Consider the following 26431-nt stretch of genomic DNA (forward strand, 5'->3'; position numbering starts at 1 on the left):
TCGTCTTCTCCGGCGGTTCGGGCGCGCCGACCATGCCGCGTCGCCCGCGGATAGACCAGCCCTCCCCCGGGTTTCAGCCGCCGCCGATCATTCCGAAGCTCACGCCGACCGCCACGATGCTCAGCAGGAAACCCAGCCCCATCAGCAGCCCGTCGCGCAGCGTCATGGCGAGGCCGAAGGCCGCGATCGCCGCCATCGGCGCGCTGGACGCGAAGGGCACGAGTTCCAAGGGCGGCACGGTCAGGCACAGGAGCAGCACCGCGATGCCCGCGATACGCGACGCCTTGGGCCCGGTCAGCGCTTCAAAGCGCCCGTGAAACCACCGATCGAGCCAGCGACCGATACCGCGCAGCTTGTCGGCCGCCTTGGCGAGCTTGTCGCCCGAGATCGAGCGGCGTTCGAGGAACCCCGGCAGCCACATCTCGTCGCGCTGCATCACGATCTGCACCGCGAAGATCGTGATGATCAACGCCAAGAGCGTCGGCACGCCGGGCACGCCGCCGATCGGCGAAATCTCGATCAGCGCCGGCACGAAGAGAAACGGGCCGAAGCCGCGATCCCCGAGCGCCGAGGTCACGTCACCCACGGTGGCGCAGTCGTCGTCGCGCCCCTCCTGCTCAAGCCGGTCGAGCACATCCTCGACCGCGCGCGATCTGTCGCCCATGCGCCTCTCCCAGCTCGGCTGCTTCTGAGCAGCAACACGGAGAGCGCGAAGACGTTCCGGAACGGAACGGCTCAGCCGCGCCTGGTCTGCGCGCGGTCGTGCCCGACCGGTGGCGTGGCGACGCCCGACCTGCCGCGATCCTGCGGCAGCGGGTCGGCCAGCAGCCGTTCGCGCAACGCCCGCGCATGACGTCGCGCCTCGGGGCGCGAGCGGCGCGCCGCCTCAAGCAGCTCGATCACCTCGGATGGTGCGGTGCCGGGGCGGATCCCCGGCGGCAGCATGGCAAGGATCTCGCGCAGGCGCGGCGCCAGTGAAAGGGCATCCGCGGAGGCCTCGATCGCGCCGCCCATGCGCTGCGCCGCCTCGGCATCGCGGGACAGGACCAGCCCGGCGAGCCCCGCCCGCCGCGCCGCGCGGATCGCCGCGCGCGCCGCATCGGCCCCGGCCGCATCCGGCAGCGGCAGCCGCGCCACCACCGGGCCACCGATCACCCGTGCCAGCGCCGCCGCCATGGCGAGCCGTGCGCGCGGACCGACATCCTGCGGGCCGCCCGCCCCTTCGGGTGCGCAATCGAAGGCAGCGGCGTCGCGGGGCGCGATCCCCGGGGCGCCGCGCAGGGATCCGGTGCCGAAGACGTGGCGATTGGCCGCCTCGATCTGCGCCTCGGTGAAACCGAGCTGCTCCAGCAGCCCCATCCCCTGCCCCGGCATCGCCGCGGCGTCGAGGCCGAGCCGCGATGCGCAGAACGCCGTGCCCAGCCGCCAGGGCGTGACCGCCGCGCGCAGGTCGCGCGCCTCGGGGAGCGCCGCCTCGATCCGGGCGATCTGCTGCGCGTCGAGCCCGCGCGCGCGCAGCGCCGCATGGTCGATGCCCGGCGCGGCGGCGAGGCTGCCATGCCCGGCCACGTGACGGATTAATGCCTCGATCCGGTCGCCGCCGTATCCCTGAGCGGCAAGCCCGGCGCGCAACTCCGGCGCGGCCTCGCGGCAATGTCCCCGCTCGGTCTCCATCTCGATGCGCAGCTCGGCCAAGGGCGCGAGCGGGTCGTCCCCGAGCCCGAGGATCGCCGCCCGAGCGCCAAGTGGCGCGATCGCGATCCGGGGGGTCGCCGGCGCATCGGGGGCGGCCTGCTCGTCGATCCCGGCCCAGAGCCCGCGCGCACGCTCGATAGCCGCACGGGCAGCGTGCGGCACCGGCTTGGCTTGGAGCCGCGCCAGACCGGCGCGCGCATGCGCATCGCCCGCCCCCGGCGCAAGCCCGAGCTCCGCTGCCATGGTCGCTCGCGCCGCCTCGGCCAGAGCCCCCATCGCGACCGCCGCGATGCGCCCTTCGCGCGTCGCATGTCCCAGGCCGAGCCGCATCAGCGCACCGCCCAAACCCGCCAGTCCAAGGTCGCCCGGCACGGCCTTGCGCCCGGCAGCCGCGGCGAGAGCCAGTGTCCAGAGCTGGACCGCATGAACCAGCGCCGCCACCGCGACCTCGCCATCCTCGACGAAGCAGCGGAGGTCGAGCACGACGCTCGGCGCGGCGACGCGCGGATCGGTCTCGAAATCGAAAGCAAGCGGCGCGCCGTCGCGGACCGCTTCGGCGAGGCACCTCACCTGCGCGTCTTCCGCCTGCGCCATCCGCACCCGCAGCGGCGAGGCCGCAGGCTCGGACGCGCCTATGCGCCCGCTCCAGAGCGCGGGATCGATGACCGCGATACGGTGCATGACCATCTGGCGCATCTCGTCGGCCCAGATGCCGAGGCAGGTGGGGTCCGTCAGAAGGCCGGAAGCCTTGGCGCCAGAGGAGAGCCGCGCCGTCAGCGCGTCGACGGCATCCGCGAGGCCGGTCTCGCCCCGCGCCCCCGGCACCTGCGCGGCAAAGGCGCGCGCGGCGCGCAGCGTCCAGCAGGCGGGCACCTGCATGGCGGTGCCGTCCTCGAGCCGGATACGGCGGGTCGGCATCCCGGCAAGCGGGGCCTGTCCCGGCATCGTATAGCGCCGTTCGATCTGCATGCAGGTGGTCCCGTTTCGCCGCGTGAGCCGCAGGCCGCAGGCCCCCGGTTCGGCGAAACTGAGCAGCGCGGCGGGTACGGTCAACGCGGTGCCGGGGTGGCGCGAACGAATATCGCGACACCGCCTCGGCGCCCTTGGATTCGCCCACCGCAGTTCACCGCTCTCCCACAGGGTTTTCCACAGCCCCCACCGGTCCATGAAAAACGTCATATGCCCAGTCTGCGTTGGGCTTTGAGGGCGCCTGACGCTGGGACATATGCACCGCTTGAGCACGGCCTGAAAATTATCCACAGGGGGTGAGAAACGGGCCCTGAACTTGTCCACCGCAGGGCGTGACATCGGGGCCACAGGGGTCTTTGGGGGTCGTTTTGAGCCGGAGATATCTTCGATGGCGCGATACGGGCCACAACCCGGCGTCACCCGGTGTTAGGGGGATTCGCCACGATGCCCGAAACCAGAGGGACCGGCCTCTCCGGGTCACCGAGAATGGAAATGAGAGGAGATTGGTCGGGGCGGCAGGATTCGAACCTGCGACCCTCTGTTCCCAAAACAGATGCGCTACCAGGCTGCGCTACGCCCCGGACCGCCGCCCTTCTAGGCTGGCGCGCGCCCGGGTGCAAGCGCCGCCGTGATCATTCGCAGGGATCGGCTGCCGGTGTCTCGTCGCTGCCGATCGAGGGGTGGCGCAGCGTGTCGCCGGGCGCGATGCCGAGCCGTTCCGCCATGCCGCCATTGAGCTCCAGAACGTACTGGATGTCGGTGCCACCCGGGATCGGGGTTTCGTCGAGCGGCTGCGCGCGCTCGTGGATGCTGCGCACGGTCCCGTCGGGGCCGGCGAAGATCATGTCGAGCGGAATGAGAGTGTTGCGCATCCAGAAGGACACGGCCTGCGGCTCTTCATAGACGAAGAGCATGCCCGTCATGCGCGGCATCTCGGGAACGTTCATCAGCCCCTGCGCCCGCTCGGCGGCATCATCGGCCACGGCCACGGTGAAGGCCGCCTGCCCCCAATCGCCCCGTATCGTCACCCGGTCGGGCGCGCAGGTCGCGGCCTGCAGGGCCAGCGGCGCCGAGACGGCGAAGGCCGCCAGCAGCAGCGCCTTCATGCCTCGTCCCCGTTCCCGTCCTCGGGCTTCGCGGCCCCCGGCTGGCGCAGCGCCGCGTCCCAGGTGAGGATTTCCGTCGCCATTCGCCCGCGCTTGCCCTGGATCACCCGCAGTGACACCGCCTCGCCGGGTTCGAGATCCGCGAGGCCGGACGCCCGCAGCACCTCGACATGGAGGAATATGTCGTCGCCGGCGCCGAAGATGTTGGCGAAACCGAAGCCCTTGGTCTTGTCGAACCACTTGATCCGCGCCGGTTCGAGCGGACGGCTCGCGAGATATTCGGGGTCGAACTCCTGGAAATCGGCCAGCGGCACCGCGGCGGCGGTCGCCGGTGCCTCGAGCGACAGGATGGCGGCGGCCTGGATGCCGCGCTCGGTGCGATGGGCAAGGATGCGAATCCGCGCGCCATCGGCCACCGAGTTCTGGCCATAGTTGCGCAGCACATTGGCGTGCAGCAGGATGTCGGAGCCGCCGTCATCGGGCACGATGAAGCCGAATCCCTTCGCCGGATCGAACCACTTGACGTGTCCCGCGATCTCGAGGCGGTCCTCCGTCTGCTTGTCCAGCATGTCGTTCATCTCCGCCTCCAGCAGCCTTGTCCCGGCCCGTCCGATTTTTTTCGTCTGTGCAGCACAGTCCGAGGGTGGCTACAAGCATCGAATTTCATTCCGTGTGAAATCACGGTCCTAAACGTAACACTTCGAACGGATGGTTCAGCGTCGGTCTCGACCATTTGTACCGGTCGTGAAGCCGATGTGCGCCATCTGCCCAAAATTCGATCTCGAGCGGTCTGAGCCGATATCCACCCCAGAAGGCCGGCCGCGGCGGATCCTCGCCAAGCTCGGCATCGAGTCGCGCCACCTCCGCCTCGAGCGCCGCGCGCGAGGCGATCGCACGACTTTGAGGCGAAGCCCAGGCCCCCACCCTGCTCTCACGCGGCCGTGATCTAAAATAGGCGTCGGCGATCGGGCCGTCCTCGCGTTCCACCAACCCGCGCACCCGGATCTGTCGGCGCAGCGACTTCCAGTGCATGGCGAAAGCGGCGCGGCCATTGCTGTCGATCTGGCGCGCCTTGGCGCTTTCGTAGTTCGTGTAGAACACGAACGCATCGCTCTCGATGCTCTTGAGCAGTACGATTCTCACATCCGGCAGACCCTCGGAATCAACCGTGGCCAGCGCGATCGCGTTGGGATCCGAAGGCTCGTGGCGCCCGGCTTCCTCAAGCCAGAGCCTTGTAATATTCAGCGGATCATCTCCGGCGAAGATGCCGACACGCGGGTCCATCATACAAACTCACTCACTCGTATTCCGACAGTATACTCCATTCTCAACCATTTAGTCCCCTCTCCTTCCGCTCTAAGCATGACGTCACGTAGGCCCGTGGCCTTGATGCCATGCTCCCTATCGCCTACACCGGATCGAAACGGCGCCGGATCGGCAAGAGGGACATTCATGACATCGCAGTTGATGGCGGGAAAACGCGGCCTCATCATGGGGCTCGCCAACGACAAGTCGATCGCCTGGGGCATCGCCAAGGCCTGCGCCGGTGCCGGCGCCGAGCTGGCCTTCTCCTATCAGGGCGAGGCGCTGAAAAAGCGGGTCGGCCCGCTCGCGGCGGAGGTCGGCTCCGACATCGTGCTGCCCTGCGACGTCGGCGACGAGGACAGCATCGACGCGCTGTTCACCGCGCTGCAGGAGAAATGGGGCAAGCTCGACTTCATCGTCCACGCCATCGGCTTTTCCGACAAGTCCGAGCTGCGCGGCCGCTATGTCGACACCTCGAAGCAGAACTTCCTGATGTCGATGGACATCTCGGTCTGGTCCTTCACCTCGGTGGTGAAGCGCGCGGCGCCGATGATGACCGAGGGCGGCTCCTGCCTGACGCTGACCTATTACGGCGCCGAGAAGGTGATGCCGCACTACAACGTCATGGGCGTGGCCAAGGCGGCTCTGGAGGCGAGCGTGCAGTACCTCGCGGAGGATCTGGGCCGCGACGCGATCCGGGTCAACGCGATCTCTGCCGGCACCATCAAGACGCTGGCCGCCTCCGGTATCGGTGATTTCCGTTACATCATGAAGTGGAACGAGTATAATTCGCCACTGCGCCGCACGGTCACCCAGGAGGAGGTCGGAAAATCCGCCCTCTACCTCTTGTCGGATCTGGGCAGCGCGGTTACCGGCGAGGTCCATCACGTCGATGCGGGCTACCACGTGATCGGCATGAAGAACCCCGACGCGCCCGACATCACGAAAGGCTGAGAGCGATGACCGACCGACTGCCGCATGAAAAGGGCTTCCACGTATCCTGGGACCAGCTGCACCGCGACAGCCGCGCCCTGGCCTGGCGGCTCGACGGCCGGGGCCCCGACGCCGAGGGCGCCTGGAAGGCGGTGGTCGCGATCACCCGCGGTGGCATGGCGCCGGCGATGATCGTCGCCCGCGAGCTCGGCATCCGCACCGTCGACACGATCTCGGTCAAGTCCTACGAGCACCAGAACCAGGCGAGCGCCAAGGTGCTGAAGGCCCCCGACGCCGAGATGATGGGCGACGGCACCGGCATCCTCGTGGTCGATGACCTCGTCGATACCGGCCGCACGCTGGAGCTGGTGCGCCAGCTCTATCCCAACGCCCATTTCGCCACCGTCTATGCCAAGCCGATGGGCAACGGCCAGGTCGACACCTATGTCACCGAGGTGAGCCAGGACACCTGGATCTTCTTCCCGTGGGACATGGCCCTGCAATATGTCGAGCCCTATCGCGGCAAGGACTGAGCCGCTCCGGCACCTGCACAACGGCCCCGCCATCGGCGGGGCCGTTCGCGTTCCGGCCCGCCCCATCGGGCGTATCGCGCGATGTGGGCCCGGCGATTGCGCCCGCATCGTCGCGGGTCTAGCGTCCCCTGCGACACCCCAGGGAGACGACATGAGCAGCAGCCGCACCGCATCGACCTTTCCACCTCCCGTGATGGAGGCCCGCCGCTGGATCGAGGGGGTCAGCTTTCCGCCCGAGCGGCCGCTCCTGAACGTCAGCCAGGCCGCGCCGGTCGATCCGCCGCCCGAGCCGCTGCGACGCGCCATGGCCGAGATCGTCATGCAGGATGCCAGCGCCCATCTCTATGGCCCTGTCCTCGGCCTGCCGGACCTGCGCGAGGAGATCGCGCGGCACTGGAGCGAAGCCTATCGCGGCCGCGTCGTGCCCGAGCAGGTGGCGGTCACCTCGGGCTGCAACCAGGCCTATTGCGCCGCGATCTCGGCGCTTTGCGGCGAAGGTTCCGAGGTGATCCTGCCCAGCCCGTGGTACTTCAATCACCGCATGTGGAACGACATGGCCGGGGTGCGGACCCTGCCGCTCGAGACCGGCCCGACGCTGCTGCCCGACCCCGAGGCCGCCGCGGCGCTGATCACGCCCGCGACCCGTGCCATCGTGCTGGTGAGCCCCAACAACCCCGGCGGCATCGAATACCCCGCCGAGCTGCTCGCGGCCTTTCGCGACCTGTGCCGCGACCGCGGTCTCGCGCTGATCCTCGACGAGACCTATCGCGACTTCGACAGCCGCGAGGGGCCGGCGCATGAGCTGTTCTCGGACCCGGACTGGGCCGAGGTGCTGGTGCAACTCTATTCCTTCTCCAAGGCCTACCGCCTCACCGGCCACCGGGTCGGCGCCGTCACCGCGAGCACCGCGCGGATCGCGCAGATGGAGCGGTTCCTCGACACGGTGACGATCTGCCCGACCAGCCTCGGCCAGAAGGCGGCCTTGTGGGGCATGCGCAACCTGGGCGACTGGCTGGCGGGCGAGCGCGCCGAGATCCTCTCGCGCCGCCGCGCCATGGAACGGAGCTTCGCGCGGCTCGCGCCGCAGGGCTGGCGGCTGATGGGCTGCGGCGCCTATTTCGGCTGGATCGAGCATCCCCATGCCGAGCCTTCCGACGCGCTGGCGCAGCGGCTGGTGCACGAGGCGGGCGTGCTGCTGCTGCCGGGTACGATGTTCACGCCCGAGGGCTCCGAGGCGGGCCGGCGGCAACTGCGTATCGCCTTCGCCAATGTCGACGCCACCGGCATCGCCGAGCTGGAAACCCGGCTCGCGGCGCTGCCCGCGCGCTGAGCACGACCCCGGGCGGGGCCCTCGCCGCGGACGGGGCCCCGCCCCATCCGCTTGCACGGCCCCGCCCGCTTGCCTATTCAACGGCTCACGCCGAAGGGGCGCGACAGGGAGACCGCAATGGCATCGAGCAAGGGCAACCGCGTATTCGTCTGGATCATCCTGATCCTGCTCTTCGTGGGCCTGATCGGCTTCGGGGCCACCGGGCTCACGGGCAACGCGACCCGGCTCGGCACGGTCGGCGACAAGGATCTGGAAATCCAGAGCTACGCCAACGCGCTGCAAAGCCGCATTCGCGCGCTCGAAAGCCAGACCGGCTCGGCGGTGAGCTTCGCGCAGGCGCAGCAATTCGGCCTCGACCGGGCGGTGCTGGGCCAGCTCGTCACCGAGCGGGTGCTCGATGCCGAGGCCGAGGCGCTGGGCCTTTCGGTGGGCGACGCCCGTGTGCGCGATCAGGTGCTGGCGATCCCGGCCTTCCAGGGGCTGAACGGCAGCTTCGACCGCGACGCCTATCGCGACGCGCTGTCCCGCAACGGTCTCAGCGTGGCCGAGTTCGAGCAGAGCCTGCGCGAGGGCGAGGCCCGCGCCCTGCTGCAGACGGCGGTGGTCGGCGGCGTCGCCGCGCCCGACGCCCATGTCGAGGCGCTGGTCGAGTTCCTGATGTCCCGGCGCGACATCACCTGGGCGCCGGTGACGCTCGGCGCCGCGCCCGCGCCCGCCGCCGATGACGGCCGCCCGCGGGTGATCCTGCCCGAGATCCTGCTCGACGCCGAGATCCCTGCCCCCACCGAGGCCGAGATCGAGGCGCGCTACGCCGCCGCGCCCGAGGCCTATACCGCGCCCGAGATCCGGCAGATCAGCTATGTCTGGCTGCGCCCCGAGGACGTGGCCGAAGAGATCGAGATCGACGACGCGCAGGTGCGCGAACTCTACGAGCAGCGAATTTCCGAATACGTGCAGGAGGAGCGCCGGCTGGTCGAGCGGCTGGTCTATCCCAACGCCGAGGCCGCCGAGACGGCGCTGGCCCGGCTCGAGGCGGGCGAGGCCGACTTCGAGGATCTGGTCGAGGCGCGCGGGCTGAGCCTCGAGGCGGTGGATCTGGGCGACGTGGCCGAGGCCGATCTGGACGGCGCCGCCGAGACGGTCTTCGCCGCCGAGGCCGGCGACGTGGTGGGCCCGGTCGAGACCGATCTCGGCCCGGCGCTGTTCCGCGTCAACGCCGTGCTCGCCGCCGAGGAGGTACCCTTCGAGGCGGTCGAGGACGACCTGCGCGCCGAGCTGGCCCAAGCCCGCGCCCGCCGCGAGATCGAGCGCCGCAGCCAGGAGATCACCGACCTGCTCGCGGGCGGCGCCGCGCTCGAGGATCTGGCCGAGCGCGCCGACATGGAGCTGGGCACGATCGAATGGTCAGAGGAAGTCTCCGACGGCATCGCCGCCTATGCACCGTTCCGCGAGGCGGCCGCCGCCGCGCAGGAGGGCGGTTTCCCCGAGCTTCTGGGCTTCGAGGATGGCGGCGTCTTCGCGCTGCGTCTCGACGGCGTGACGCCGCCCCAGCTGCGTCCGCTCGACGAGGTGCGCGCGCAGGTGATCGCCGATGTCGAGGCCGAGACCCGGGCGCGGCTGCGCGGCGAGCGAGCCGAGGCGCTGGCGGCCGAGATCGCCGGTGGCGCGAGCTTTGCCGAGGCGGGCCTCGCCCCGCAGCAGGCGCAGAACCTCACCCGCCGCGCCTTCGTCGAGGGCACCTTCCCCGGCTTCATCCGCGAGATCTTCGAGATGGAGGAAGGCGAGACCCGCGCGATCACCGGCGACGGCTTTGCCGCCGTGGTCCGGCTCGATGCCGTGGCGCCGCCCGCCGAGGAGGATGCCGGCGTCGCGGCCGAGCGTCAGGCGATCGAGGAGCGGCTCGGCACCGGCATCGCGCAGGACATCTACGCGGCCTATGCCAGCGCCGTGCAGGCCCGCACCGAGATCCGCATCGACGACACCGCCGTCCAGGCGGTCCATTCCTCCTTCAGGTAAGACGCCCATGCTCAGCCCCGATTTCGAGACGTTCCGCCAAGGCTACGAGACAGGCGCGAACCAGATCGTCTGGACCCGCCTCGCGGCCGATCTCGACACGCCGGTCTCGCTGATGCTCAAGCTCGCCAATGCCGGCAAGCACGCCTTCATCCTGGAGAGCGTGACGGGGGGCGAGGCGCGCGGCCGTTACTCGATCATCGGCATGAATCCCGATCTGGTCTGGGATTGCCGCGGCACGCAAAGCCGGGTGAACCGCGCCGCGCGCTATGACGACGACGCCTTCGAGGATCTCGACGGCCACCCGCTCGACACGCTGCGCGCGCTCCTCGCCGAGAGCCGGATCGACCTGCCCGAGGACCTGCCCGCCGCCTCGGCCGGGCTGTTCGGCTATCTGGGCTACGACATGATCCGTCTGGTGGAGCGGCTGCCCGACGTGAACCCCGACCCGCTCGGCCTGCCCGACGCGGTGATGATGCGCCCCACCGTGGTGGCGGTGCTCGACGGGGTGAAGGGCGAGGTGATCCTGGTGGCCCCGGCCTGGTGCGGCCAGGGCCAGTCGGCCCGCGCCGCCTTCGCCCAGGCCGCCGAGCGCGTCACCGAGGCGATGCGCGCGCTCGACCGGCCGGTGCCGCAGGAGGCACGGGCGCTTCAGGCGCCGGCGCCGCTCTCGGAGCCGGTGTCGAACTTCACCCATGAGGGCTATCTCGCCGCCGTGGAGAAGGCCAAGGAGTACATCCGCGCGGGCGACATCTTCCAAGTGGTGCCGGCCCAGCGCTGGACCCAAGATTTCCCCGAGCCACCCTTCGCGCTCTACCGGAGCCTGCGGCGCACCAACCCCTCGCCCTTCATGTTCTACTTCAATTTCGGCGGCTACCAGCTGGTCGGCGCCAGCCCCGAGATCCTCGTGCGGGTGATGGGCGGCGAGGTGACGATCCGCCCGATCGCGGGCACCCGGCCGCGCGGCGCCACGCCCGAGCAGGACCGGGCGAACGAAGAAAGCCTGCTGGCCGATGCCAAGGAGCTGTCCGAGCACCTGATGCTGCTGGATCTGGGGCGCAACGACGTGGGCCGGGTGGCCAAGCCCGGCACCGTGCGCCCGACCGAGCGCTTCATCATCGAGCGCTATTCCCACGTCATGCACATCGTCTCCAACGTGGTGGGTGAGCTGCGCGACGACCAAGACGCGCTCTCGGCGCTTCTGGCGGGGCTGCCGGCGGGCACGGTTTCGGGTGCGCCCAAGGTGCGGGCGATGGAGATCATCGACGAACTCGAACCCGAGAAGCGCGGCGTCTATGGCGGGGGCCTGGGCTATTTCAGCGCCGGTGGCGACATGGACATGTGCATCGCGCTCAGGACGGCGGTGGTGCAGGACGGCAAGCTCTACATCCAGGCCGGCGGCGGCGTGGTCCATGATAGCGACCCCGAGGCCGAGTACATGGAGACGGTGCACAAGTCGAACGCGCTCAGGCGCGCCGCGGCGGATGCCGCCATGTTCCGCCCGGAGGGCAATGGCTGAACCGAGACTGGAACGAGACTGGGCGGGGATCACCCCGCCCTTCGCGGTAAATGCCGCACGCGAACCCGGGCTGGCCGGATCGTGCCCGACCACACCCTTGATCGGTACCAGGTGCGAGGTTCATGGCAGGAAGCGACACGAGCTACTTGCGATGACTTCTTTGCCGGCCCTCTCGGGCATGTTGCCGTTCACGCGCGTTGGGACCGACACGACCTCCACGGGCCCGAGACCATGACCGGGGCATCGCGAACTCCCGTTTCATCCAGATCTCGATCGAGCCTTCGAAAGACGAAGCCCCTCGCGACGATACGCGACCTTGCTCGCGACCAGATGCGCGTGAATGAGGCCTCCGGGCTATAGAGGACCAAGGCTTGGCTGATCGCATCACGGCGCTGAATATCGCTGCCCATCTGGATCAGGTGGCGGGCTTCTATACTGAGGCGCCCGATTATTGGGTTCTGGCGGAAGGGAGCCATCCGGACCCCTCCGAAAAGGCGGAGGAGTTCTTTACCGCTGGCGCGCCCGGCTGCGACCTCGATCGCTCTCGGTTTCTGGGGCTCTTCTCGGACGGCCGGCTTTCCGGGCTGGCCGAGCTTCATTACGGCTTTCCCACGGAGAGCGATGCCTATCTCGGCCTGATGATCCTCGGGCCTTGGTCCCAAGGAGCCGGGCGCGGGGCCGTGTTCCTGTCGAGGATCGAAGACCTCGCACGCTCGGATGGGGCGACTAAGCTGTATGTGGGCGTTCTGCAGGCGAACCCGCGGGGGCGCGCGTTCTGGGAGCGCGAAGGGTTCCGGGCGACCGGGATCAGCAAGGCAGACAACACGCATGGCCTCGACCATGTGCTTCATCGCCTCGTGAAGCCGCTCTGAAGCCAGAACCGCGGGTCATGATGCCCCTGTAGCAATGCAGCCGCCGAAGTCCCGGCGGCTGCACTTTTTCGGCAATGGGCCGGGGGTCACCCCGCCCATCTGGTCTGTCGCCGCGCAGCGTTCAGCGGCGGCGCATCAGCGCGTCGAGGCTCCACGGCCCCGGACCCGCGACGAAGATGTAGAGGAAGACGAAGCAGTAGAGGATCGCCGCGTCGCCGCCGTTGAGCGTCGGGAACAGGTTGCCCGGCGCGTGGAACGCCCAGTAGGCCACCGCCATCATGCCGGAGAGCACGAAGGCCACCGGGCGGGTGAACAGCCCGACCAATAGCAGCAGGCCGCCCACCAGTTCGAGCAGACCGCCCACTCCCATCAGCGAGGCCAGCGGCGGCGTCTGTTCGCTCGGCGGAAAGGCGAAGATCTTCTGGCTGCCATGCAGCGTGAAGATCAGGGCGCTGACGATGCGCAGCACGCTGAGCATTTCGGGCGCACGGGCGGCGAGGCCGGTCTGGGAGGGGGCGGAGGTCATGGGCGATCCATTCGATGATGTGGTGACGCGCCATCAGTGATCGGCGCCGGGACGGCGGTCAAATCACCGACCCTGTGCGCCAATACGCAGATCCCGCCCCGCCGACCTGCCCGGCCCTACTTCGACCATCCTACTTGCCCGGACCCACCGATTGCAGCCGCAGCAACGCGCTGACCGGCGCCGGCGACACGCCCTCGCGCCCGGCACGGTTGCCCCACAGCGTCAAGGCGGTGATGGTTTCGGGGTTCAACTCGGCCAGAAGCGTCACCTGTCCCTGCTGCCGCGCCCGGAAGGCGGCCTGGTCGAGAAAGCGCCGGATCACCCGGTCGTCCTGACCGACCTCGCCGAGATCGCGGTAGATCTCGACCGCTGGTACGCCCCGGTCGCGCGCCTGTCGCAGCGGCGTCGCGAGCCCGTGCGGCAGCGCCACCAGCCCGCGCCCCTCCTCCGCCAGATGATCGAGCGCCTGCGCGGTCACGTCGCCATCGGCATTGAGCCCGGCCCCGCCCGCATCGAGCAGCGCCACCGCCTCGGGCAGCGCGGCGAAGGCGGCCTCGTAGGTGACCTCGACATCCGAGGGCCGCGCCCCCGCCGGCAGCCGCACCATCGCCGCGACCTCGTAGCCGGCCTCGCGCCAGCGCGCGGCGCGCGCGGCGGCATCGGGCGCCTCTGGATCGAGGCCGATGGTGACCGGAAAGGGAATGCTCGAGACCGCGCTCACCGGATCGTCGAGCAGGCCCATGTCGAGCATCACCACCGAGAGCCGGGGCGCGCCGGCATCGGCGGTATCGGGCGCGGCGAAGCGCAGAACGGCGGGCGCGTCCTCGGCGATCGGCGCCGGCTCGGCCTCTTCCTCCGTGCCGGGACGGCGCACCGGCACCGCGTCGCCGCCATTGAGACCGGCCGCCCGGCCCGGCAGGCCGCGCTCGCCGGTTTCGGGCACCGGCAGCACGGTGATCGTGCCCGGCTCCGGCACGATCCCGGCCGGCGCCTCGCCGGCGGCGGGGGCTTCGGGCGGTGCGGGCGGCTCGGGCAGGCCGCTGGAACCAGGGGCGGGCGCGGGCACACCGGCCTGCGGCAGGCCTGCGGTTTCGACCTCGTCTGCCGCGTCAGGCTCCGGCGTTTCCGGCTCCTCGTCGATCACTTCGCGCGGTGCCTGCGAGGGCGGCGGCGGCGGGTCCGTGGCCACGGTGATGTCGGCCTCGCCCGCCGGCACCTCGATCCCCCGCGACGGCGGCCCCGGCAGCACCGGTTCTTCCGAGCCCGGGGCGACGGCGGGCCCGGCGGCGGTTTCGGGCAGCGTCTCCGGCGCCGAGACCGCCTCCCCGGCCTCGGGCCGGCTTTCGGGTACGGTATCGGCCGAGGGGACGGCGCCGCGACCCGCGGGCACGTCGGCGCGCGGCGTCGTCGGCAGGGGATCCTGCGGCGCGCTGCCGCTCGGCACCTGCGGCGCCTCGGTCTGGGGCGGCGACAGCACCGGCTCGGAGGGCGCCTCGGCCTCGACCGGCGGTGCCATCCCGGCGATCTCGAACGGGGCGTCGCCGCTGCCCGGGTCCGTGTCCGGCATGTCGAAGGCCTCGACCGCCTCGGGCTCCTGCGGCACCTCGGGCAGAGGCGTCGAGGACGAGACCGGCGGGCCGCTCGGCGCGTCGGGCAGGGTCTCGACGGTGGCACGGCCCGACACCACGATGTCGGCCTCGGCGCGCTCCGCCTCGGCCTCGCGCGCGGGATATCCCTCCTCGGACGGCATCTCCGGCGCGTCCGACGGCTCGCGCCCCGTCTCGGGGGGCGCATCGGGCGCCGTTTCGACCTCCGGCGTCACCCCGGTTTCCGTCTCCGGCCCGGGCACCACCTCCCGCAGCCCGATCTCCGCCGTACCGTCACGGGCCGGCGGGTCGCCGATGAGCGAGGCCACGGCCAATGCCCCCGCCGACACGAGCAGACCCCAGAGCCCGCCTATGATGAACCCAGATCCCACTTTTCCTGCCCCGCTGCGCCGCGCGTCACGGCGTCGCTCAGTCCCGGACCTTGACGTTTCCCGCCTCCCGGTCCCATTTATGCCCCGACCTTACCAAGGGACCACCGCCGAACGGTAGCCCCGAATTGCAACGGCCGCGTGCGCCGCCCGGAGGGACCATGCTTCTCCTGATCGACAATTACGACAGCTTTACCTGGAACCTCGTGCACTATCTGGGCGAGCTGGGCGCGGAGGTCGTGGTCAAACGCAACGACGAGATCGACACGCAGGCCGCGATGGCGATGGCGCCCGAGGGCATCGTGCTCTCGCCCGGCCCCTGCGATCCCGACCGTGCCGGCATCTGTCTCGACCTGACCCGCGCCGCCGCCGAGACCCGGACGCCGCTGCTCGGGGTCTGCCTCGGCCACCAGACCATCGGCCAGGCTTTCGGCGGCCGCGTGGTGCGCTGCCACGAGATCGTGCATGGCAAGACCGCCGATATGCTGCATGAGGGCAAGGGCGTCTTCGCCGGGCTGCCCTCGCCCTTCAAGGCGACGCGCTACCACTCGCTGGTGGTCGAGCGCGAGAGCCTGCCCGACAGCCTCGAGGTGACGGCGGCGCTGGCCGATGGCACGATCATGGGGCTGATGCATCGCGAATTGCCGATCGAAGGGGTGCAGTTCCACCCCGAGAGCATCGCCTCCGAGCATGGCCACCAGATGCTGAAAAACTTCCTCGACCGGCTGCCCGGCCACGCGCCCGGCACCCCGGTGGCGGCATGAGCGACCGTCTGAAGCCGCTGATCGCGGCGGCGCTGGCGGGACCGCTCTCGCGCGAGGAGGCGGAATCCGCCTTCGGCATCCTGTTCGACGGCGACGCCACCCCGGCGCAGATGGCGGCCTTTCTGGTGACGCTCCGGATGCGCGGCGAAACCGTGGCCGAGATCGCCGCCGCCGCGCATGTGATGCGCGCGCGCTGCCTGAAGGTCGCGGCGCCCGAGGGCGCGATCGACATCGTCGGCACCGGCGGCGACGGGAAGAATACGCTCAACATCTCGACCGCGACCGCCTTCGTCGTGGCGGGCGCCGGCGTGCCGGTGGCCAAACACGGCAATCGCAATCTCAGCTCGAAATCCGGCACCGCCGACGCGCTGGGCCAGATGGGCGTACAGGTGATGGTCGGGGCCGAGGTGGTCGAGCGCGCTCTCCGCGAGGCTGGGATCGGCTTCATGATGGCACCGATGCATCACCCGGCGATGAAGCATGTGGGCCCGGTCCGGGCCGAGATCGGCATCCGGACCCTGTTCAACATTCTCGGCCCCCTGACCAACCCGGCCGGGGTAAAGCGCCAGCTTACCGGTGCCTATGACCCGGCGCTGATCGCGCCGATGGCCGAGGTGCTGGGGCGGCTGGGCTCCGAGCGGGCCTGGCTGGTGCATGGCGGCGACGGCACCGACGAATTGTCGATCTGCGGCCCCTCTGCGGTGGCCGCGCTCGAGAACGGCAAAGTCGAAAGCTTCGAGATCAGCCCCTCCGATGCCGGGCTGCCCGAGCATTCGTTCGAGGCGATCATCGGCGGCACCCCGGAGGAGAACGGCCGGGCTCTGGCGGCGCTGCTCGACGGCGCGCCGGGCGCCTACCGCGACGCGGTGCGGCTCAACGCTGCCGCCGCCCTGCTGGTCGCGGGCCGGGTCGAGGACCTGCGCGCGGGCGCCGATCTCGCGGCGCAGAGCATCGATTCGGGCGCCGCGCGCCGCGCCATCGAGCGCCTCGCCGCGATCACCTCCGGCACCGCGTGAACGAACTGCCGCAAGGCTGGGCCGATCTGCCGTTTTTCGCGGCGGAGTGGCCGGCGCTGCGCGACCGTCTCGCCGCCCTGCCCGCCGTGCTGCCGTCGCCGGAACTGCGGTTCCGGGCGCTGGAGCTGACGCCGCCCGAGACGGTGCGCGTGGTGATCCTGGGCCAGGACCCCTACCCCACCCCGGGCCACGCCACCGGCCTTGCCTTCTCGGTGCCGCCGGACCTCGCGAAACTGCCGCCCTCGCTGCGCAACATCCAGCGCGAGATGCGCGACGATATCGGCTGCGCCCCGACCACCGGAGATCTGAGCCACTGGGCCCGGCAGGGCGTGCTGCTTCTCAACACCGCGCTCTCGGTCGAGCCGGGCGCGGCGGGCGGCCATGCGCGCTGGGGCTGGGACCGGCTGGTGGGCCAGGTGCTCGCGCGCGCGTCGGCGCGGCCCTGCGCCTTCCTGCTCTGGGGCAAGCACGCCCAGAAGATCGCGGCCCCCCATCTCGGACCCGACCATCTGGTGATCGAGACCGCGCATCCCTCGCCGCTCTCGGCCCGGCGCGGTTTCTTCGGGTCGCGCCCCTTCAGCCGCATCAACGACTGGCTCGAGGCGCGCGGCGAGGCCGCGATCGACTGGTGCGGTTCCGCCTGAACGCTTTCCAAGCCCCATTTTGCCCGGTAGAACGACGACATGGATATTCTCGACAAGATCAAGGCCTACAAGCTCGAAGACGTCGCGGCCCGCAAGGCGGAGCTGCCGCTTTCGGATATCGAGGCGCGCGCCGCGCAGGCCCCCGCCCCGCGCGGTTTCGCGGACCGCCTGACCGAGGCCGCGCGCGAGGGCTACGGCCTGATCGCCGAGATCAAGAAGGCGAGCCCCTCCAAGGGGCTGATCCGCGCCGATTTCGACCCGCCGGCGCTGGCCCGCGCCTATGAGGAGGGCGGCGCTGCCTGCCTGTCGGTGCTGACCGACGGGCCCTCGTTCCAGGGCGCGGACGAATATCTCGTGCAGGCGCGCGAGGCCTCGTCGCTGCCGGTGCTGCGCAAGGATTTCCTCTACGATCCGTGGCAGGTGGCCGAGAGCCGGGCGCTCGGGGCCGACTGCATCCTCATCATCATGGCCAGCGTCTCGGACGCGCAGGCGCGCGAGCTCGAGGACGCGGCGACGCGCTGGGGCATGGACGCGCTGATCGAGGTGCATGACCGGGCCGAGCTCGACCGCGCCGCCGGGCTGAACTCGAAGATGATCGGCATCAACAACCGCAACCTGCAGACCTTCGAGACCTCGCTCGACGTGACCCGCATGCTGGCCAAGCACGTGCCGGTGGACCGGATGATCGTCGCCGAGAGCGGCCTTTCGACGCCCGCCGATCTCGCCGAGATCGCCCGCTACGGCGCCCGCAGCTTCCTGATCGGCGAAAGCCTGATGCGGCACGAGGACGTGACGGCGGCGACCCGGGCGATCCTCGCCAACCCGCTGACCGCGCCGGGCGGCGCCTGATGCCGCTGACGCATTTCGATGCCGCGGGCCGCGCCCAGATGGTCGATGTCACCGACAAGCAGGTGACCGACCGGCTGGCGGTGGCCGAGGGCCATGTGCGGATGAGCCCGGAGACGCTGGCGCTGGTGCGCGAGGGCCGCGCCGGCAAGGGCGACGTGCTGGGCACCGCGCGGCTCGCGGGGATCATGGCGGCCAAGAAGACCGCCGATCTGATCCCGCTCTGCCACCCGCTGCCGCTCTCCAAGGTGACGATCGACCTGGAACCGGACGAGGATCTGCCGGGCGTGCGGATCACCGCCACCGTGCGGACCAGCGGGCGCACCGGCGTCGAGATGGAGGCGCTGACCGCGGTGTCGGTCGCTTCGCTCACCATCTACGACATGCTCAAGGCGGCCGAAAAGGGGATGGAGATCGGCGGCGTCCGCCTCGCCCTGAAAGAGGGCGGCAAGTCGGGGCGCTGGGAAGCGTGATCCCGGTATCCGAGGCGCTGGACCGGCTGTTCGCGCTGGTCTCCGCCCTGCCCGTCGAAGAGGTCGGGCTGACCGCCGGATTGGGCCGGGTGCTGCGCGCGCCGGTGACGGCCCGGCGCGACCAGCCGCCATTTTCGGCCTCGGCCATGGACGGCTACGCGATCCGGGACGCCGATTGCGCGCAAGGCACGCGGCTTGCGGTGATCGGCGAGGCCGCGGCCGGACACGCCTTCTCCGGTATCGTGGGCCCCGGCGAAGCAGTGCGCATCTTTACCGGTGCGCCGGTGCCCGAAGGCGCCGACCGCGTGGTGATCCAAGAGGATACGACCCGCGATGGCGACGCGGTGATCCTCGGCCCCGGCATTTCGGACAACCGCAATATCCGCCCCCTGGGCGCCGATTTCCGCGTGGGCGACGCGCTTGCCGCGCCACGCCTCCTGCGCCCGGCCGATATCGCGCTGGCGGCGGCGATGAACGCCGACCGGCTCACCGTGTCGCGCCGCCCCGAGGTGGCGATCATCGCCACCGGCGACGAGCTGGTCGCGCCGGGTGGAGATCCGCGCCCCGACCAGATCATCGCTTCGAACGCCTACGGGCTGCACGGCATCGTCGCGCAGGCCGGCGGCACGCCACGGCTGCTGCCGATCGCCGGCGACAGCATGGCCGCGCTGCGACAGGCCTTCGATCTGGCGCGCGGCGCCGACATCGTTCTGACCATCGGCGGCGCCTCGGTGGGCGACCATGATCTCGTCGGGGCCGCCGCGGCCGAGGCCGGCATGGAGCGCGCCTTCTGGAAGGTGGCGCTGCGCCCGGGCAAGCCGCTGATGGCGGGCCGCTTCGGCGAGGCGCTGCTCTTGGGCCTGCCGGGCAATCCGGTCTCGTCGATGGTCTGCGCCCATGTCTTTCTGGTGCCGCTGATCCGGGCGATTTCCGGGCTGCCGCCCGCCGCCGCGCCGCGTCGTCGCGCGCGCCTCGCGGCACCCTTGGCCGCGAACGGTCCGCGCGAGCATTACCTACGCGCCGCCAGCGGCCCGGACGGCGTCAGCGCCTTTTCCAAGCAGGACAGCTCGCTGCTCTCGGTGCTCTCCGACGCCGACTGCCTGATCGTGCAGCCGCCGCACGACCCTGCCCGCGATGCGGGAGAGATGGTCGAAATCATCTCGCTGTGATTCCAGCCGCCTCTTGACACAAAACGGGAACGTGCGTAGAACGGAGCCCCAACCGTCTGCGCGCATAAAGGGGCAACCATGCTGACCCGCAAACAATCCGACCTGCTGGAATTCATCCACCGGCGGATCAAGGCCGACGGCGTTCCGCCCTCCTTCGACGAGATGAAGGACGCGCTCGACCTGCGGTCGAAATCCGGCATTCACCGGCTGATCACCGCGCTCGAGGAGCGTGGCTTCATCCGCCGCCTCGCGCACCGGGCCCGGGCGCTCGAGATCCTCAAGCTGCCCGAGGCGATGGAAGCGCGTCTCGCCGCCGAGGGCGCGGCGCCGGAGGCCGATCCCAAGCCCTCCGACATGCCGCCCGAGATCGCGGCGCTGGCGATGAACCTGCCGGTGATGGGCCGCATCGCCGCCGGTGTACCGATCTCCGCGATCAGCGAGATCAGCCACGAGATCGCGGTGCCCGGCTCGATGCTCGGCCAGGGCAGCCACTACGCGCTCGAGGTGCGCGGCGACTCGATGATCCAGGCCGGGATCAACGATGGCGACGTCGTGGTGATCCGCGAGACCGGCACCGCCGACAATGGCGACATCGTCGTCGCGCTGATCGAGGAGCAAGAGGCCACGCTCAAGCGGTTCCGCCGCAACGGCAAGCGGATCGCGCTCGAAGCGGCGAACCCGGCCTATGAGACCCGGATCTACAGCGACGATCAGGTCCGCGTGCAGGGCCGCCTCGTCGGGCTGATCCGCAGCTACTGAGCCCTCGTCCAGAGACGGCGGCCGGCGCGCTCGGCCACCGTCTCGATCCGCAGGCCGCCGGGACCATCCCGGATCGCGAGCGCGCCCGTGTCGCGCAGCCGCCTTGCGTCGTAGCGCAGGCAGGGACGCGGCTCCGCGTCACGCTGGTTGGCGATCAGGATGTCCGCGCCATCGCAGCCCCGCAGCGCGGCCAGTGCGGTCTTTCCCGTGACCTGGACGATCCGCGTGCCCCCCAGATCGAGACGCAGCACCCTGTCGATCCGGGGTAGGACCGCCGGGTCATGCGCCGCCTGCTGATCGCGCCCGTCGCCGTCATTCTCGAGCCAGGCGGATGCGGCGAAACCATCGCCGGTGGGCTTCGACAGGGCCCGCCCCTCGGGCGTCATCAGGCCCAGGAGCGCGCCGCTGTCGCTCACCAGCAGGTCCGGCCGCTCGGCCCGCGCCCAGAGCCCCGCCGCCAGCGCCAGCGGCAACAGCGCCGCCACCCGGCCCCGCCCCTGCCACAGCACCAGCCACAGCCCGCCCAAGGCCACCAGCGGCACCACCGCGCCGGGCGGCGCGATCACCGCCGAACTGGCGCCATCGAGCGCGGCGATGCGCTCGGACACGAACAGGATCCAGCGCGACCCGTAATCGATCATCCATGTCGCGGGTTGGTCGAGGCCGAGCGGGCCGGTCACCGCGAGGATCACCGCGCCGGGCATCACCAGCCCGCCCATGGCCGGCACGGCGAGCAGGTTGGCCAGCAACCCGTAATGCGCCACGCGGTTGAAATGCGCCGCCGCGAAGGGGGCGGTCGCCGACCCGGCGACCAGAGAGGTCAGCGACAGCAGCGCCACCGGCATCCACAACCGCGCCAGCCCGCGCGGCCGGTGCCAGCCCGGCGGCAGACGTCCCATCACCGCGACCAGCGCCAGCACGGCGGCGAACGACATCTGGAAACCGGGGTTGAGCAACGTCTCTGGCCTGAGCCCCAGCACGATCAGGGCCGCGATCGCCAAGCCCCGCAGGCTCAGCGCCCGCCGGTCGAGTAGCACCGCCCCGAGGCTCACCGCCACCATCACGAAGGCCCGTTCGGTCGCCACGTCGCGCCCGGCAAGCGCGAGATAGAAGGCGGAGGCGGGCAGCGCCGCGGCGGCGGCGATCTTGCGCGCGTCGAGCCGCAGCGCCAGCGGCGGCACTGCGGCGATCGCCGCGCGCACCAGCCAGAACACGAAGCCCGCCAGCATCGCCATGTGCATCCCCGAGATCGAGACGAGGTGATAGAGATTGGCCTCGCGCATGGCGTCGTTCGCGTCACGCCCCAGCCCGGAGCGGTCACCGGTCGTCACCGCGGCGGCAAATCCCCCCGCCTCGCCCGCGACGCGCGCCCGCATCGCGGCGCTGAGCCGGACCCGCAACCGCGCCAGCCACGCGCCCTCGGCCCCCGCCTCGGAGGCGAGCAGCAGCGGCACGCGGCTGTAGCCCACCGCGCCGAGCCGTGCGAACCAGGCATGGCGCCGGAAATCGAAGCCGCCCGGCTCGGCCGGTCCCGGCGGCGGCGACAGATGTCCGGTGGTCATCACCCGCACCCCCGGCGCCAGCGGCGTGTCGATTTCGCCATGCAGCGACAGCCGCACCCGCGCGGGTCGCCGCCTGACCTCGTCGAGCCGCACCCGGTCGAGCGTGATCCGCAGCCGGTCGCTCTGCGAACGGTCGATATCGACGATCCGCCCCTCGATCGGCCCGTAATAGCGAAAGCCGAGCACCGGCGCGGACAGGCCGTGCGCCCGGGCGCCGGCCAGCAGCAGACCACCGCAGACCAAGAGGCCGGCCGCCGCCAGAAACCGGAACATGGAGCGCCGCAGCAAGCCCCATGCCGCCACGCACAGGCCGACGGTCCCGGCCACGGCACCGTAGAAGCCCGCCCCCGGCTCCTCGGCCAGCCCGAACCAGATGCCGATGCCGAGGCCGAGGCAGACCGGCGCCCAGCAGGCGAGATGGCCGCGCTGCCGCGCCAATACTCCTTCGAAGCCGGCCAGCGGGATCGGGGCCGCCCGCTTGGGCCATGCTTGTTTCCGTGCCCCGACCTGAGTATCCCCCATGCAACAAGGCTGCGCGCCGTATGCTTAGCGAAAGGTTAAGAATCCCCGACATGTCCCAGACCCCGGTCGTCACCCGCTTCGCCCCCTCGCCCACCGGCGCGCTGCATATCGGCGGCGCCCGCACGGCGCTGTTCAACTGGCTCTATGCCCGCGGTCGCGGCGGCAAGTTCCTGCTGCGGATCGAGGACACGGACCGCGCCCGCTCCACGGCCGAGAACACCCAGGCGATCCTCGACGGGCTGCGCTGGCTCGGTCTCGACTGGGACGGCGAGCCGATCAGCCAAGCCGAGGGCGCCGCGCGCCACGCCGAGGTGGCGCGCCGGATGCTGGCCGAAGGCACGGCCTACAAGTGCTTCTCCACCCAGGAGGAGATCGAGGCGTTCCGCGAACAGGCCCGCGCCGAGGGCGGCTCGACGCTGTTCCGCTCGCCCTGGCGAGACGTGCCGGAGTCCGAGCATCCCGACGCGCCCTTCGTGATCCGGATCAAGGCCCCGCGCGAGGGCACGAGCACGATCCGCGACGAGGTGCAGGGCGAGATCACCATCGGCAACGACCAGCTCGACGACATGGTGCTGCTGCGCTCGGACGGCTCGCCGGTCTACATGCTGGCCGTGGTGGTCGATGATCACGACATGGGCGTGACCCACGTGATCCGCGGCGACGACCACATGACCAACGCGCACCGACAGGCGATGATCTACCGCGCCATGGGCTGGGACCTGCCGGTCTTCGCGCATGTGCCGCTGATCTTCGGCCCCGACGGCAAGAAGCTGTCGAAGCGGCACGGCGCCACCGGCGCCGCCGAATACCAACAGATGGGCTACCCGGCGGCGGGGATGCGCAACTACCTCACCCGTCTCGGCTGGAGCCATGGCGACGCCGAGTTCTTCTCGGATGCCGAGGCGCGTGAGTGGTTCGACCTGAAGGGCATCGGCAAGTCGCCGGCCCGCTTCGACACCAAGAAGCTCGAGAACCTGTGCCGCCAGCACATCGCCGTCGCCGACGATGCCGCACTGCTGCATGAATTGGAGGCTTTCCTTGCCGCGACCGGGCAGCTTCCCCTCACGGAATTCCAGCGGGACGGCATTTTGCGTGCCATGCCGCATCTGAAGGACCGGGCCAAGATCTTCCCGGAACTTATTGAAAAGGCTCACTTCGTCCTGACGGAGCGGCCGATTGAGCCGGACGAGAAATCGGCCAAGGCGCTCGACGATGTATCCCGTGGTATACTGGCAGAATTGACGCCGCAGCTGCAAACTGCTAGCTGGGAGCGTGACGCGCTGGAGGGGGTCGTGACAGCTTTGGCCGAGACGCATGGTCTGGGCTTGGGTAAGGTGGCAGGGCCGCTTCGCGCGGCGCTGGCGGGGCGCATGGTCAGCCCCAGCGTATTCGACATGATGCTTGTGCTCGGCCGCGACGAAACCGTCGCACGGATCGGGGATGCGGCGGCCTGAGAGACTGGCCCGCCATTGGGCCGGTGCTATGTTGCAGCGCGGCATCGAGAGATCAGAGTCGCGCGCCGCCCTGGCGGCGGCGGGAACATGAAGGGGACCTGAATGGCCGAAACCACAAAGACCGCCAAGCTGACGATCGACGGCGAAAGCTACGATCTGGCGATGTACGCCCCCACCGAAGGGCCCGAGGTCATCGACATCCGCAAGCTCTATGCGCAGGCGGGCGTCTTTACCTACGATCCGGGCTTCACCTCGACCGCGTCCTGCGACTCGACCATCACCTATATCGATGGCGAGGCGGGTGTGCTGCTGCATCGCGGCTACCCGATCGGGCAGCTGGCGAAGGAATCGCACTATCTCGAGGTCTGCTACCTGCTGCTCTATGGCGAGCTGCCCTCGGCGGCGCAGCTCGAGGAGTTCGAGACGCTGGTGACGCGTCACACGATGATCCACGAGCAGATGCACAACTTCTTCCGCGGCTTCCGCCGCGACGCGCATCCGATGGCCACCATGGTCGGCGTGGTCGGTGCGATGTCGGCCTTCTACCACGACAGCACCGACATCAATGACGAGCACCAGCGCGAGGTCGCCTCGATCCGCCTGATCGCCAAGATGCCGACCATCGCGGCGATGGCCTACAAGTACTCGATTGGCCAGCCCTTCGTGTATCCGCGCAACGATCTCGACTATGCCTCGAACTTCCTGCGCATGTGCTTCTCGGTCCCGGCCGAGGAATACGAGGTGAACCCGATCCTCGCCCGCGCGATGGACCGGATCTTCACGCTGCACGCCGATCACGAGCAGAACGCCTCGACCTCGACCGTGCGCCTCGCCTCGTCGTCGGGCGCCAACCCGTTCGCCTGCATCGCCGCCGGCATCGCCTGCCTCTGGGGCCCCGCCCATGGCGGCGCCAACCAGGCCTGCCTCGAGATGCTGCGCGAGATCGGCACCCCGGACCGGATCCCCGAGTTCATCGAGCGCGCCAAGGACAAGAACGATCCGTTCCGCCTGATGGGCTTCGGCCACCGGGTCTACAAGAACTTCGACCCGCGCGCGAAGGTGATGAAGGAAAGCGCCGACGAGGTGCTGGAGCTTCTGGGCATCGAGAACAACCCGACGCTGCAGGTCGCCAAGGAGCTCGAGCGCGTGGCGCTGGAGGATCCCTACTTCGCCGAGAAGAAGCTCTACCCGAACGTCGATTTCTACTCGGGGATCATCCTCGACGCGATGGGCTTCCCGACCTCGATGTTCACGCCGATCTTCGCGCTGGCGCGCACCGTCGGCTGGGTCTCGCAGTGGAAGGAGCAGCTTGCCGATCCGCAGCTCAAGATCGGCCGCCCGCGCCAGCTCTATCTCGGCGCCGCGCAGCGCGACTACGTGGATATCGAACAGCGCTGATACACAGCTTTAGGATGCCTCGATGGACGGGCCCGGCGGAATCGCCGGGCCCGTTTTCGTTTCGGATGCGAGACGCGCGCCATGATTCCGCCATGTTTCGGCGGCGCTTCGGTCCGCTCGTCGCCGCCATTGCGACGCCGGAACCAATCCTCGTGGCGCTAAGGAATTGTCCCGATCCCCGCCTATACTTTCGAGCAAGCCTCCCAAAATAACCCCTTCGAAAGAGATGTCCGTTTCCTGAGGAAACCGGATATGCAGACTCTTTCGGATAGGACCCCTATACGTTGGGCGCCTATCCGAAGGGATAAGTCATTGGAAAAAAAGGGCAAAATTCCCGGTGCCGGGGGCCGTGCCACCCCAATGCCGCAATCCGTTGCGATACAGAATGCGTTCACTTCAACGAGTTCTAATTTTCAGGATCGAGCGAAAGGATACTCCCATGTCGGCCCATATCGCGATGCAGTTCACCGCCACTCCCGAGAGCACCCATGCCACATTCGGCCAGGACGTCCGGGTTCGCATCGCGCTGCACGAGACGGCCGATGGCGGCATCACGATCGACCTGAAGATGCAGGACGAGGACGGTCACGGGCTGGGCCTGGGCACGCTGGTGTTCGACTTCGCCGATCACGACCTTCTGGGCGGGCTCAGCCTGACCGGCGACAAGCTGCGCGGCCAGCACTTCTCGGCCGGTCGGGTCCGCGCCGCAGGCGACACCGGGCGCGGCCATGATTGCGGTGCCAATTTCGGCCGGGCCCAGCGGCAGAACGGCCCGGCGCCGCGCAGCGCTGCCGCGCATCTGGCGCATGACCGGCTGTGCATCACGCTCGACGATCTGGCGGGCCGCGCCTTCTTGCTGCAGCTGGTGCCGACGGCGGCGAACCACGCCGCCTGCGCGGGCTTCGTGATCGAGGGCCGGCTGCCGGCGCGTCCGGCGGCGCCGACCCGCAAGACGACCTCGACCGACGGCTCGGTCTTCGGCGGGCTGCTCGACGAGATCATGCCGATGATGTCGCCGCGCGCGCAGCAGCTGGGCAGCGCCGCCTGA

General features: G+C 70.0%; 24 protein-coding genes and 1 tRNA gene. 16 read left to right on the forward strand and 9 right to left on the reverse strand.

What is annotated here, in order from left to right; translation table 11 throughout:
* Positions 1–73 precede the first annotated feature (73 nt).
* From ACRAQ3_RS10125 to pdxH, 6 genes are all read right to left on the reverse strand, one after another.
* A complete protein-coding gene (locus tag ACRAQ3_RS10125) occupies positions 74–664 on the reverse strand; it encodes an exopolysaccharide biosynthesis protein (RefSeq protein ID WP_432254540.1) in 591 nt (196 codons plus the stop codon).
* 71 nt (positions 665–735) lie between these two features.
* Positions 736–2664, reverse strand: coding sequence for a hypothetical protein (locus tag ACRAQ3_RS10130; protein WP_432254541.1), 1929 nt, complete (start codon positions 2662–2664; stop codon positions 736–738).
* A 504-nt stretch (positions 2665–3168) separates the two neighbouring features.
* Positions 3169–3245 (reverse strand) — tRNA-Pro (locus tag ACRAQ3_RS10135).
* Between the two features lie 51 nt (positions 3246–3296).
* Complete coding sequence (locus ACRAQ3_RS10140; protein WP_269395926.1) at positions 3297–3770, reverse strand: DUF192 domain-containing protein; 474 nt, start codon at positions 3768–3770, stop codon at positions 3297–3299.
* Positions 3767–4348, reverse strand: a complete 582-nt coding sequence (locus tag ACRAQ3_RS10145) for a cold-shock protein (protein ID WP_432254542.1) — start codon at positions 4346–4348, stop codon at positions 3767–3769. Before ACRAQ3_RS10145 ends, ACRAQ3_RS10140 begins: the two co-directional genes overlap by 4 nt.
* A 100-nt stretch (positions 4349–4448) precedes the next feature.
* Complete coding sequence (gene pdxH, locus ACRAQ3_RS10150) at positions 4449–5054, reverse strand: pyridoxamine 5'-phosphate oxidase (protein WP_432254543.1); 606 nt, start codon at positions 5052–5054, stop codon at positions 4449–4451.
* Between the two features lie 168 nt (positions 5055–5222).
* Between pdxH and fabI the strand changes: the two genes are divergently transcribed.
* The 6 genes from fabI (at position 5223) to ACRAQ3_RS10180 (ending at position 12275) form a co-directional block, all read left to right on the forward strand.
* Positions 5223–6029 (forward strand): enoyl-ACP reductase FabI, encoded by an 807-nt coding sequence (gene fabI / locus ACRAQ3_RS10155; protein ID WP_085895778.1) that lies wholly within the window; start codon positions 5223–5225, stop codon positions 6027–6029.
* 5 nt (positions 6030–6034) lie between these two features.
* Positions 6035–6541, forward strand: coding sequence for a xanthine phosphoribosyltransferase (gene gpt / locus ACRAQ3_RS10160; RefSeq protein WP_085895777.1), 507 nt, complete (start codon positions 6035–6037; stop codon positions 6539–6541).
* 151 nt (positions 6542–6692) lie between these two features.
* Positions 6693–7871: an aminotransferase gene (locus ACRAQ3_RS10165; RefSeq protein ID WP_432254544.1), complete on the forward strand. Its 1179-nt coding sequence runs from the start codon at positions 6693–6695 to the stop codon at positions 7869–7871.
* A 117-nt stretch (positions 7872–7988) separates the two neighbouring features.
* Complete coding sequence (locus ACRAQ3_RS10170; RefSeq protein WP_432254545.1) at positions 7989–9887, forward strand: peptidyl-prolyl cis-trans isomerase; 1899 nt, start codon at positions 7989–7991, stop codon at positions 9885–9887.
* Between the two features lie 7 nt (positions 9888–9894).
* Positions 9895–11403 (forward strand): anthranilate synthase component I, encoded by a 1509-nt coding sequence (gene trpE / locus ACRAQ3_RS10175; RefSeq protein ID WP_269395930.1) that lies wholly within the window; start codon positions 9895–9897, stop codon positions 11401–11403.
* 371 nt (positions 11404–11774) lie between these two features.
* Positions 11775–12275, forward strand: a complete 501-nt coding sequence (locus ACRAQ3_RS10180; RefSeq protein WP_432254546.1) for a GNAT family N-acetyltransferase — start codon at positions 11775–11777, stop codon at positions 12273–12275.
* A 121-nt stretch (positions 12276–12396) separates the two neighbouring features.
* Here the strand turns inward: ACRAQ3_RS10180 and ACRAQ3_RS10185 are convergent, their stop codons facing one another.
* Positions 12397–12801, reverse strand: a complete 405-nt coding sequence (locus tag ACRAQ3_RS10185; protein WP_085895771.1) for a DoxX family protein — start codon at positions 12799–12801, stop codon at positions 12397–12399.
* 130 nt (positions 12802–12931) lie between these two features.
* Entirely contained in the window at positions 12932–14779 is a 1848-nt protein-coding gene (locus ACRAQ3_RS10190) for a divergent polysaccharide deacetylase family protein (RefSeq protein ID WP_432254547.1), read from the reverse strand.
* 158 nt (positions 14780–14937) lie between these two features.
* On the opposite strand from ACRAQ3_RS10190, the gene ACRAQ3_RS10195 reads away from it, so the two are divergent.
* The 7 genes from ACRAQ3_RS10195 to lexA all read left to right on the forward strand — a co-directional run bounded on the left by ACRAQ3_RS10195 (position 14938) and on the right by lexA (position 20447).
* Positions 14938–15540, forward strand: a complete 603-nt coding sequence (locus ACRAQ3_RS10195; RefSeq protein ID WP_269395933.1) for an anthranilate synthase component II — start codon at positions 14938–14940, stop codon at positions 15538–15540.
* On the forward strand, positions 15537–16556 hold the full coding sequence (gene trpD / locus ACRAQ3_RS10200; RefSeq protein ID WP_432254548.1) for an anthranilate phosphoribosyltransferase: 1020 nt from the start codon (positions 15537–15539) through the stop codon (positions 16554–16556). The genes ACRAQ3_RS10195 and trpD overlap by 4 nt, the downstream gene beginning before the upstream one ends.
* A complete protein-coding gene (locus ACRAQ3_RS10205; RefSeq protein ID WP_432254549.1) occupies positions 16553–17200 on the forward strand; it encodes a uracil-DNA glycosylase in 648 nt (215 codons plus the stop codon). Before trpD ends, ACRAQ3_RS10205 begins: the two co-directional genes overlap by 4 nt.
* A 39-nt stretch (positions 17201–17239) precedes the next feature.
* Positions 17240–18049: an indole-3-glycerol phosphate synthase TrpC gene (trpC, locus tag ACRAQ3_RS10210; protein WP_085895766.1), complete on the forward strand. Its 810-nt coding sequence runs from the start codon at positions 17240–17242 to the stop codon at positions 18047–18049.
* Positions 18049–18519: a cyclic pyranopterin monophosphate synthase MoaC gene (gene moaC / locus ACRAQ3_RS10215; RefSeq protein WP_432254550.1), complete on the forward strand. Its 471-nt coding sequence runs from the start codon at positions 18049–18051 to the stop codon at positions 18517–18519. Before trpC ends, moaC begins: the two co-directional genes overlap by 1 nt.
* Positions 18516–19688 carry a molybdopterin molybdotransferase MoeA gene (locus ACRAQ3_RS10220; protein ID WP_432254551.1) on the forward strand — a complete coding sequence of 391 codons (1173 nt, stop codon included), beginning with the start codon at positions 18516–18518 and terminating at the stop codon, positions 19686–19688. Before moaC ends, ACRAQ3_RS10220 begins: the two co-directional genes overlap by 4 nt.
* Positions 19689–19766: 78 nt before the next feature.
* Positions 19767–20447 (forward strand): transcriptional repressor LexA, encoded by a 681-nt coding sequence (gene lexA / locus ACRAQ3_RS10225; RefSeq protein ID WP_269395938.1) that lies wholly within the window; start codon positions 19767–19769, stop codon positions 20445–20447.
* Here lexA and ACRAQ3_RS10230 read toward each other — a convergent pair.
* Complete coding sequence (locus tag ACRAQ3_RS10230) at positions 20441–22531, reverse strand: ComEC/Rec2 family competence protein (protein WP_432254552.1); 2091 nt, start codon at positions 22529–22531, stop codon at positions 20441–20443. The two genes, lexA and ACRAQ3_RS10230, sit on opposite strands and share 7 nt — an antisense overlap.
* A 50-nt stretch (positions 22532–22581) precedes the next feature.
* On the opposite strand from ACRAQ3_RS10230, the gene gltX reads away from it, so the two are divergent.
* From gltX to ACRAQ3_RS10245, 3 genes are all read left to right on the forward strand, one after another.
* Positions 22582–23985: a glutamate--tRNA ligase gene (gltX, locus tag ACRAQ3_RS10235; protein ID WP_432254553.1), complete on the forward strand. Its 1404-nt coding sequence runs from the start codon at positions 22582–22584 to the stop codon at positions 23983–23985.
* Between the two features lie 102 nt (positions 23986–24087).
* Positions 24088–25383: a citrate synthase gene (locus ACRAQ3_RS10240; RefSeq protein ID WP_085895760.1), complete on the forward strand. Its 1296-nt coding sequence runs from the start codon at positions 24088–24090 to the stop codon at positions 25381–25383.
* Between the two features lie 439 nt (positions 25384–25822).
* On the forward strand, positions 25823–26431 hold the full coding sequence (locus tag ACRAQ3_RS10245; protein WP_432254554.1) for a hypothetical protein: 609 nt from the start codon (positions 25823–25825) through the stop codon (positions 26429–26431).

The sequence above is a fragment of the Limimaricola sp. AA108-03 genome (assembly GCF_050847355.1).
GTDB lineage: Bacteria > Pseudomonadota > Alphaproteobacteria > Rhodobacterales > Rhodobacteraceae > Limimaricola.

Excerpts from the sequence above, each read along its gene's own strand:
- fabI (WP_085895778.1), top strand. The coding sequence starts at position 5,223 with ATGACATCGCAGTTGATGGCGGGAAAACGCGGCCTCATCATGGGGCTC.
- ACRAQ3_RS10140 (WP_269395926.1), bottom strand. The coding sequence starts at position 3,770 with ATGAAGGCGCTGCTGCTGGCGGCCTTCGCCGTCTCGGCGCCGCTGGCC.
- trpC (WP_085895766.1), top strand. The coding sequence starts at position 17,240 with ATGGATATTCTCGACAAGATCAAGGCCTACAAGCTCGAAGACGTCGCG.
- ACRAQ3_RS10245 (WP_432254554.1), top strand. The coding sequence starts at position 25,823 with ATGTCGGCCCATATCGCGATGCAGTTCACCGCCACTCCCGAGAGCACC.
- moaC (WP_432254550.1), top strand. The coding sequence starts at position 18,049 with ATGCCGCTGACGCATTTCGATGCCGCGGGCCGCGCCCAGATGGTCGAT.
- trpD (WP_432254548.1), top strand. The coding sequence starts at position 15,537 with ATGAGCGACCGTCTGAAGCCGCTGATCGCGGCGGCGCTGGCGGGACCG.
- ACRAQ3_RS10165 (WP_432254544.1), top strand. The coding sequence starts at position 6,693 with ATGAGCAGCAGCCGCACCGCATCGACCTTTCCACCTCCCGTGATGGAG.
- ACRAQ3_RS10170 (WP_432254545.1), top strand. The coding sequence starts at position 7,989 with ATGGCATCGAGCAAGGGCAACCGCGTATTCGTCTGGATCATCCTGATC.
- pdxH (WP_432254543.1), bottom strand. The coding sequence starts at position 5,054 with ATGGACCCGCGTGTCGGCATCTTCGCCGGAGATGATCCGCTGAATATT.
- lexA (WP_269395938.1), top strand. The coding sequence starts at position 19,767 with ATGCTGACCCGCAAACAATCCGACCTGCTGGAATTCATCCACCGGCGG.
- ACRAQ3_RS10125 (WP_432254540.1), bottom strand. The coding sequence starts at position 664 with ATGGGCGACAGATCGCGCGCGGTCGAGGATGTGCTCGACCGGCTTGAG.
- ACRAQ3_RS10185 (WP_085895771.1), bottom strand. The coding sequence starts at position 12,801 with ATGACCTCCGCCCCCTCCCAGACCGGCCTCGCCGCCCGTGCGCCCGAA.
- ACRAQ3_RS10130 (WP_432254541.1), bottom strand. The coding sequence starts at position 2,664 with ATGCAGATCGAACGGCGCTATACGATGCCGGGACAGGCCCCGCTTGCC.
- trpE (WP_269395930.1), top strand. The coding sequence starts at position 9,895 with ATGCTCAGCCCCGATTTCGAGACGTTCCGCCAAGGCTACGAGACAGGC.
- ACRAQ3_RS10240 (WP_085895760.1), top strand. The coding sequence starts at position 24,088 with ATGGCCGAAACCACAAAGACCGCCAAGCTGACGATCGACGGCGAAAGC.
- ACRAQ3_RS10145 (WP_432254542.1), bottom strand. The coding sequence starts at position 4,348 with ATGAACGACATGCTGGACAAGCAGACGGAGGACCGCCTCGAGATCGCG.
- gltX (WP_432254553.1), top strand. The coding sequence starts at position 22,582 with ATGTCCCAGACCCCGGTCGTCACCCGCTTCGCCCCCTCGCCCACCGGC.
- ACRAQ3_RS10230 (WP_432254552.1), bottom strand. The coding sequence starts at position 22,531 with ATGGGGGATACTCAGGTCGGGGCACGGAAACAAGCATGGCCCAAGCGG.
- gpt (WP_085895777.1), top strand. The coding sequence starts at position 6,035 with ATGACCGACCGACTGCCGCATGAAAAGGGCTTCCACGTATCCTGGGAC.
- ACRAQ3_RS10195 (WP_269395933.1), top strand. The coding sequence starts at position 14,938 with ATGCTTCTCCTGATCGACAATTACGACAGCTTTACCTGGAACCTCGTG.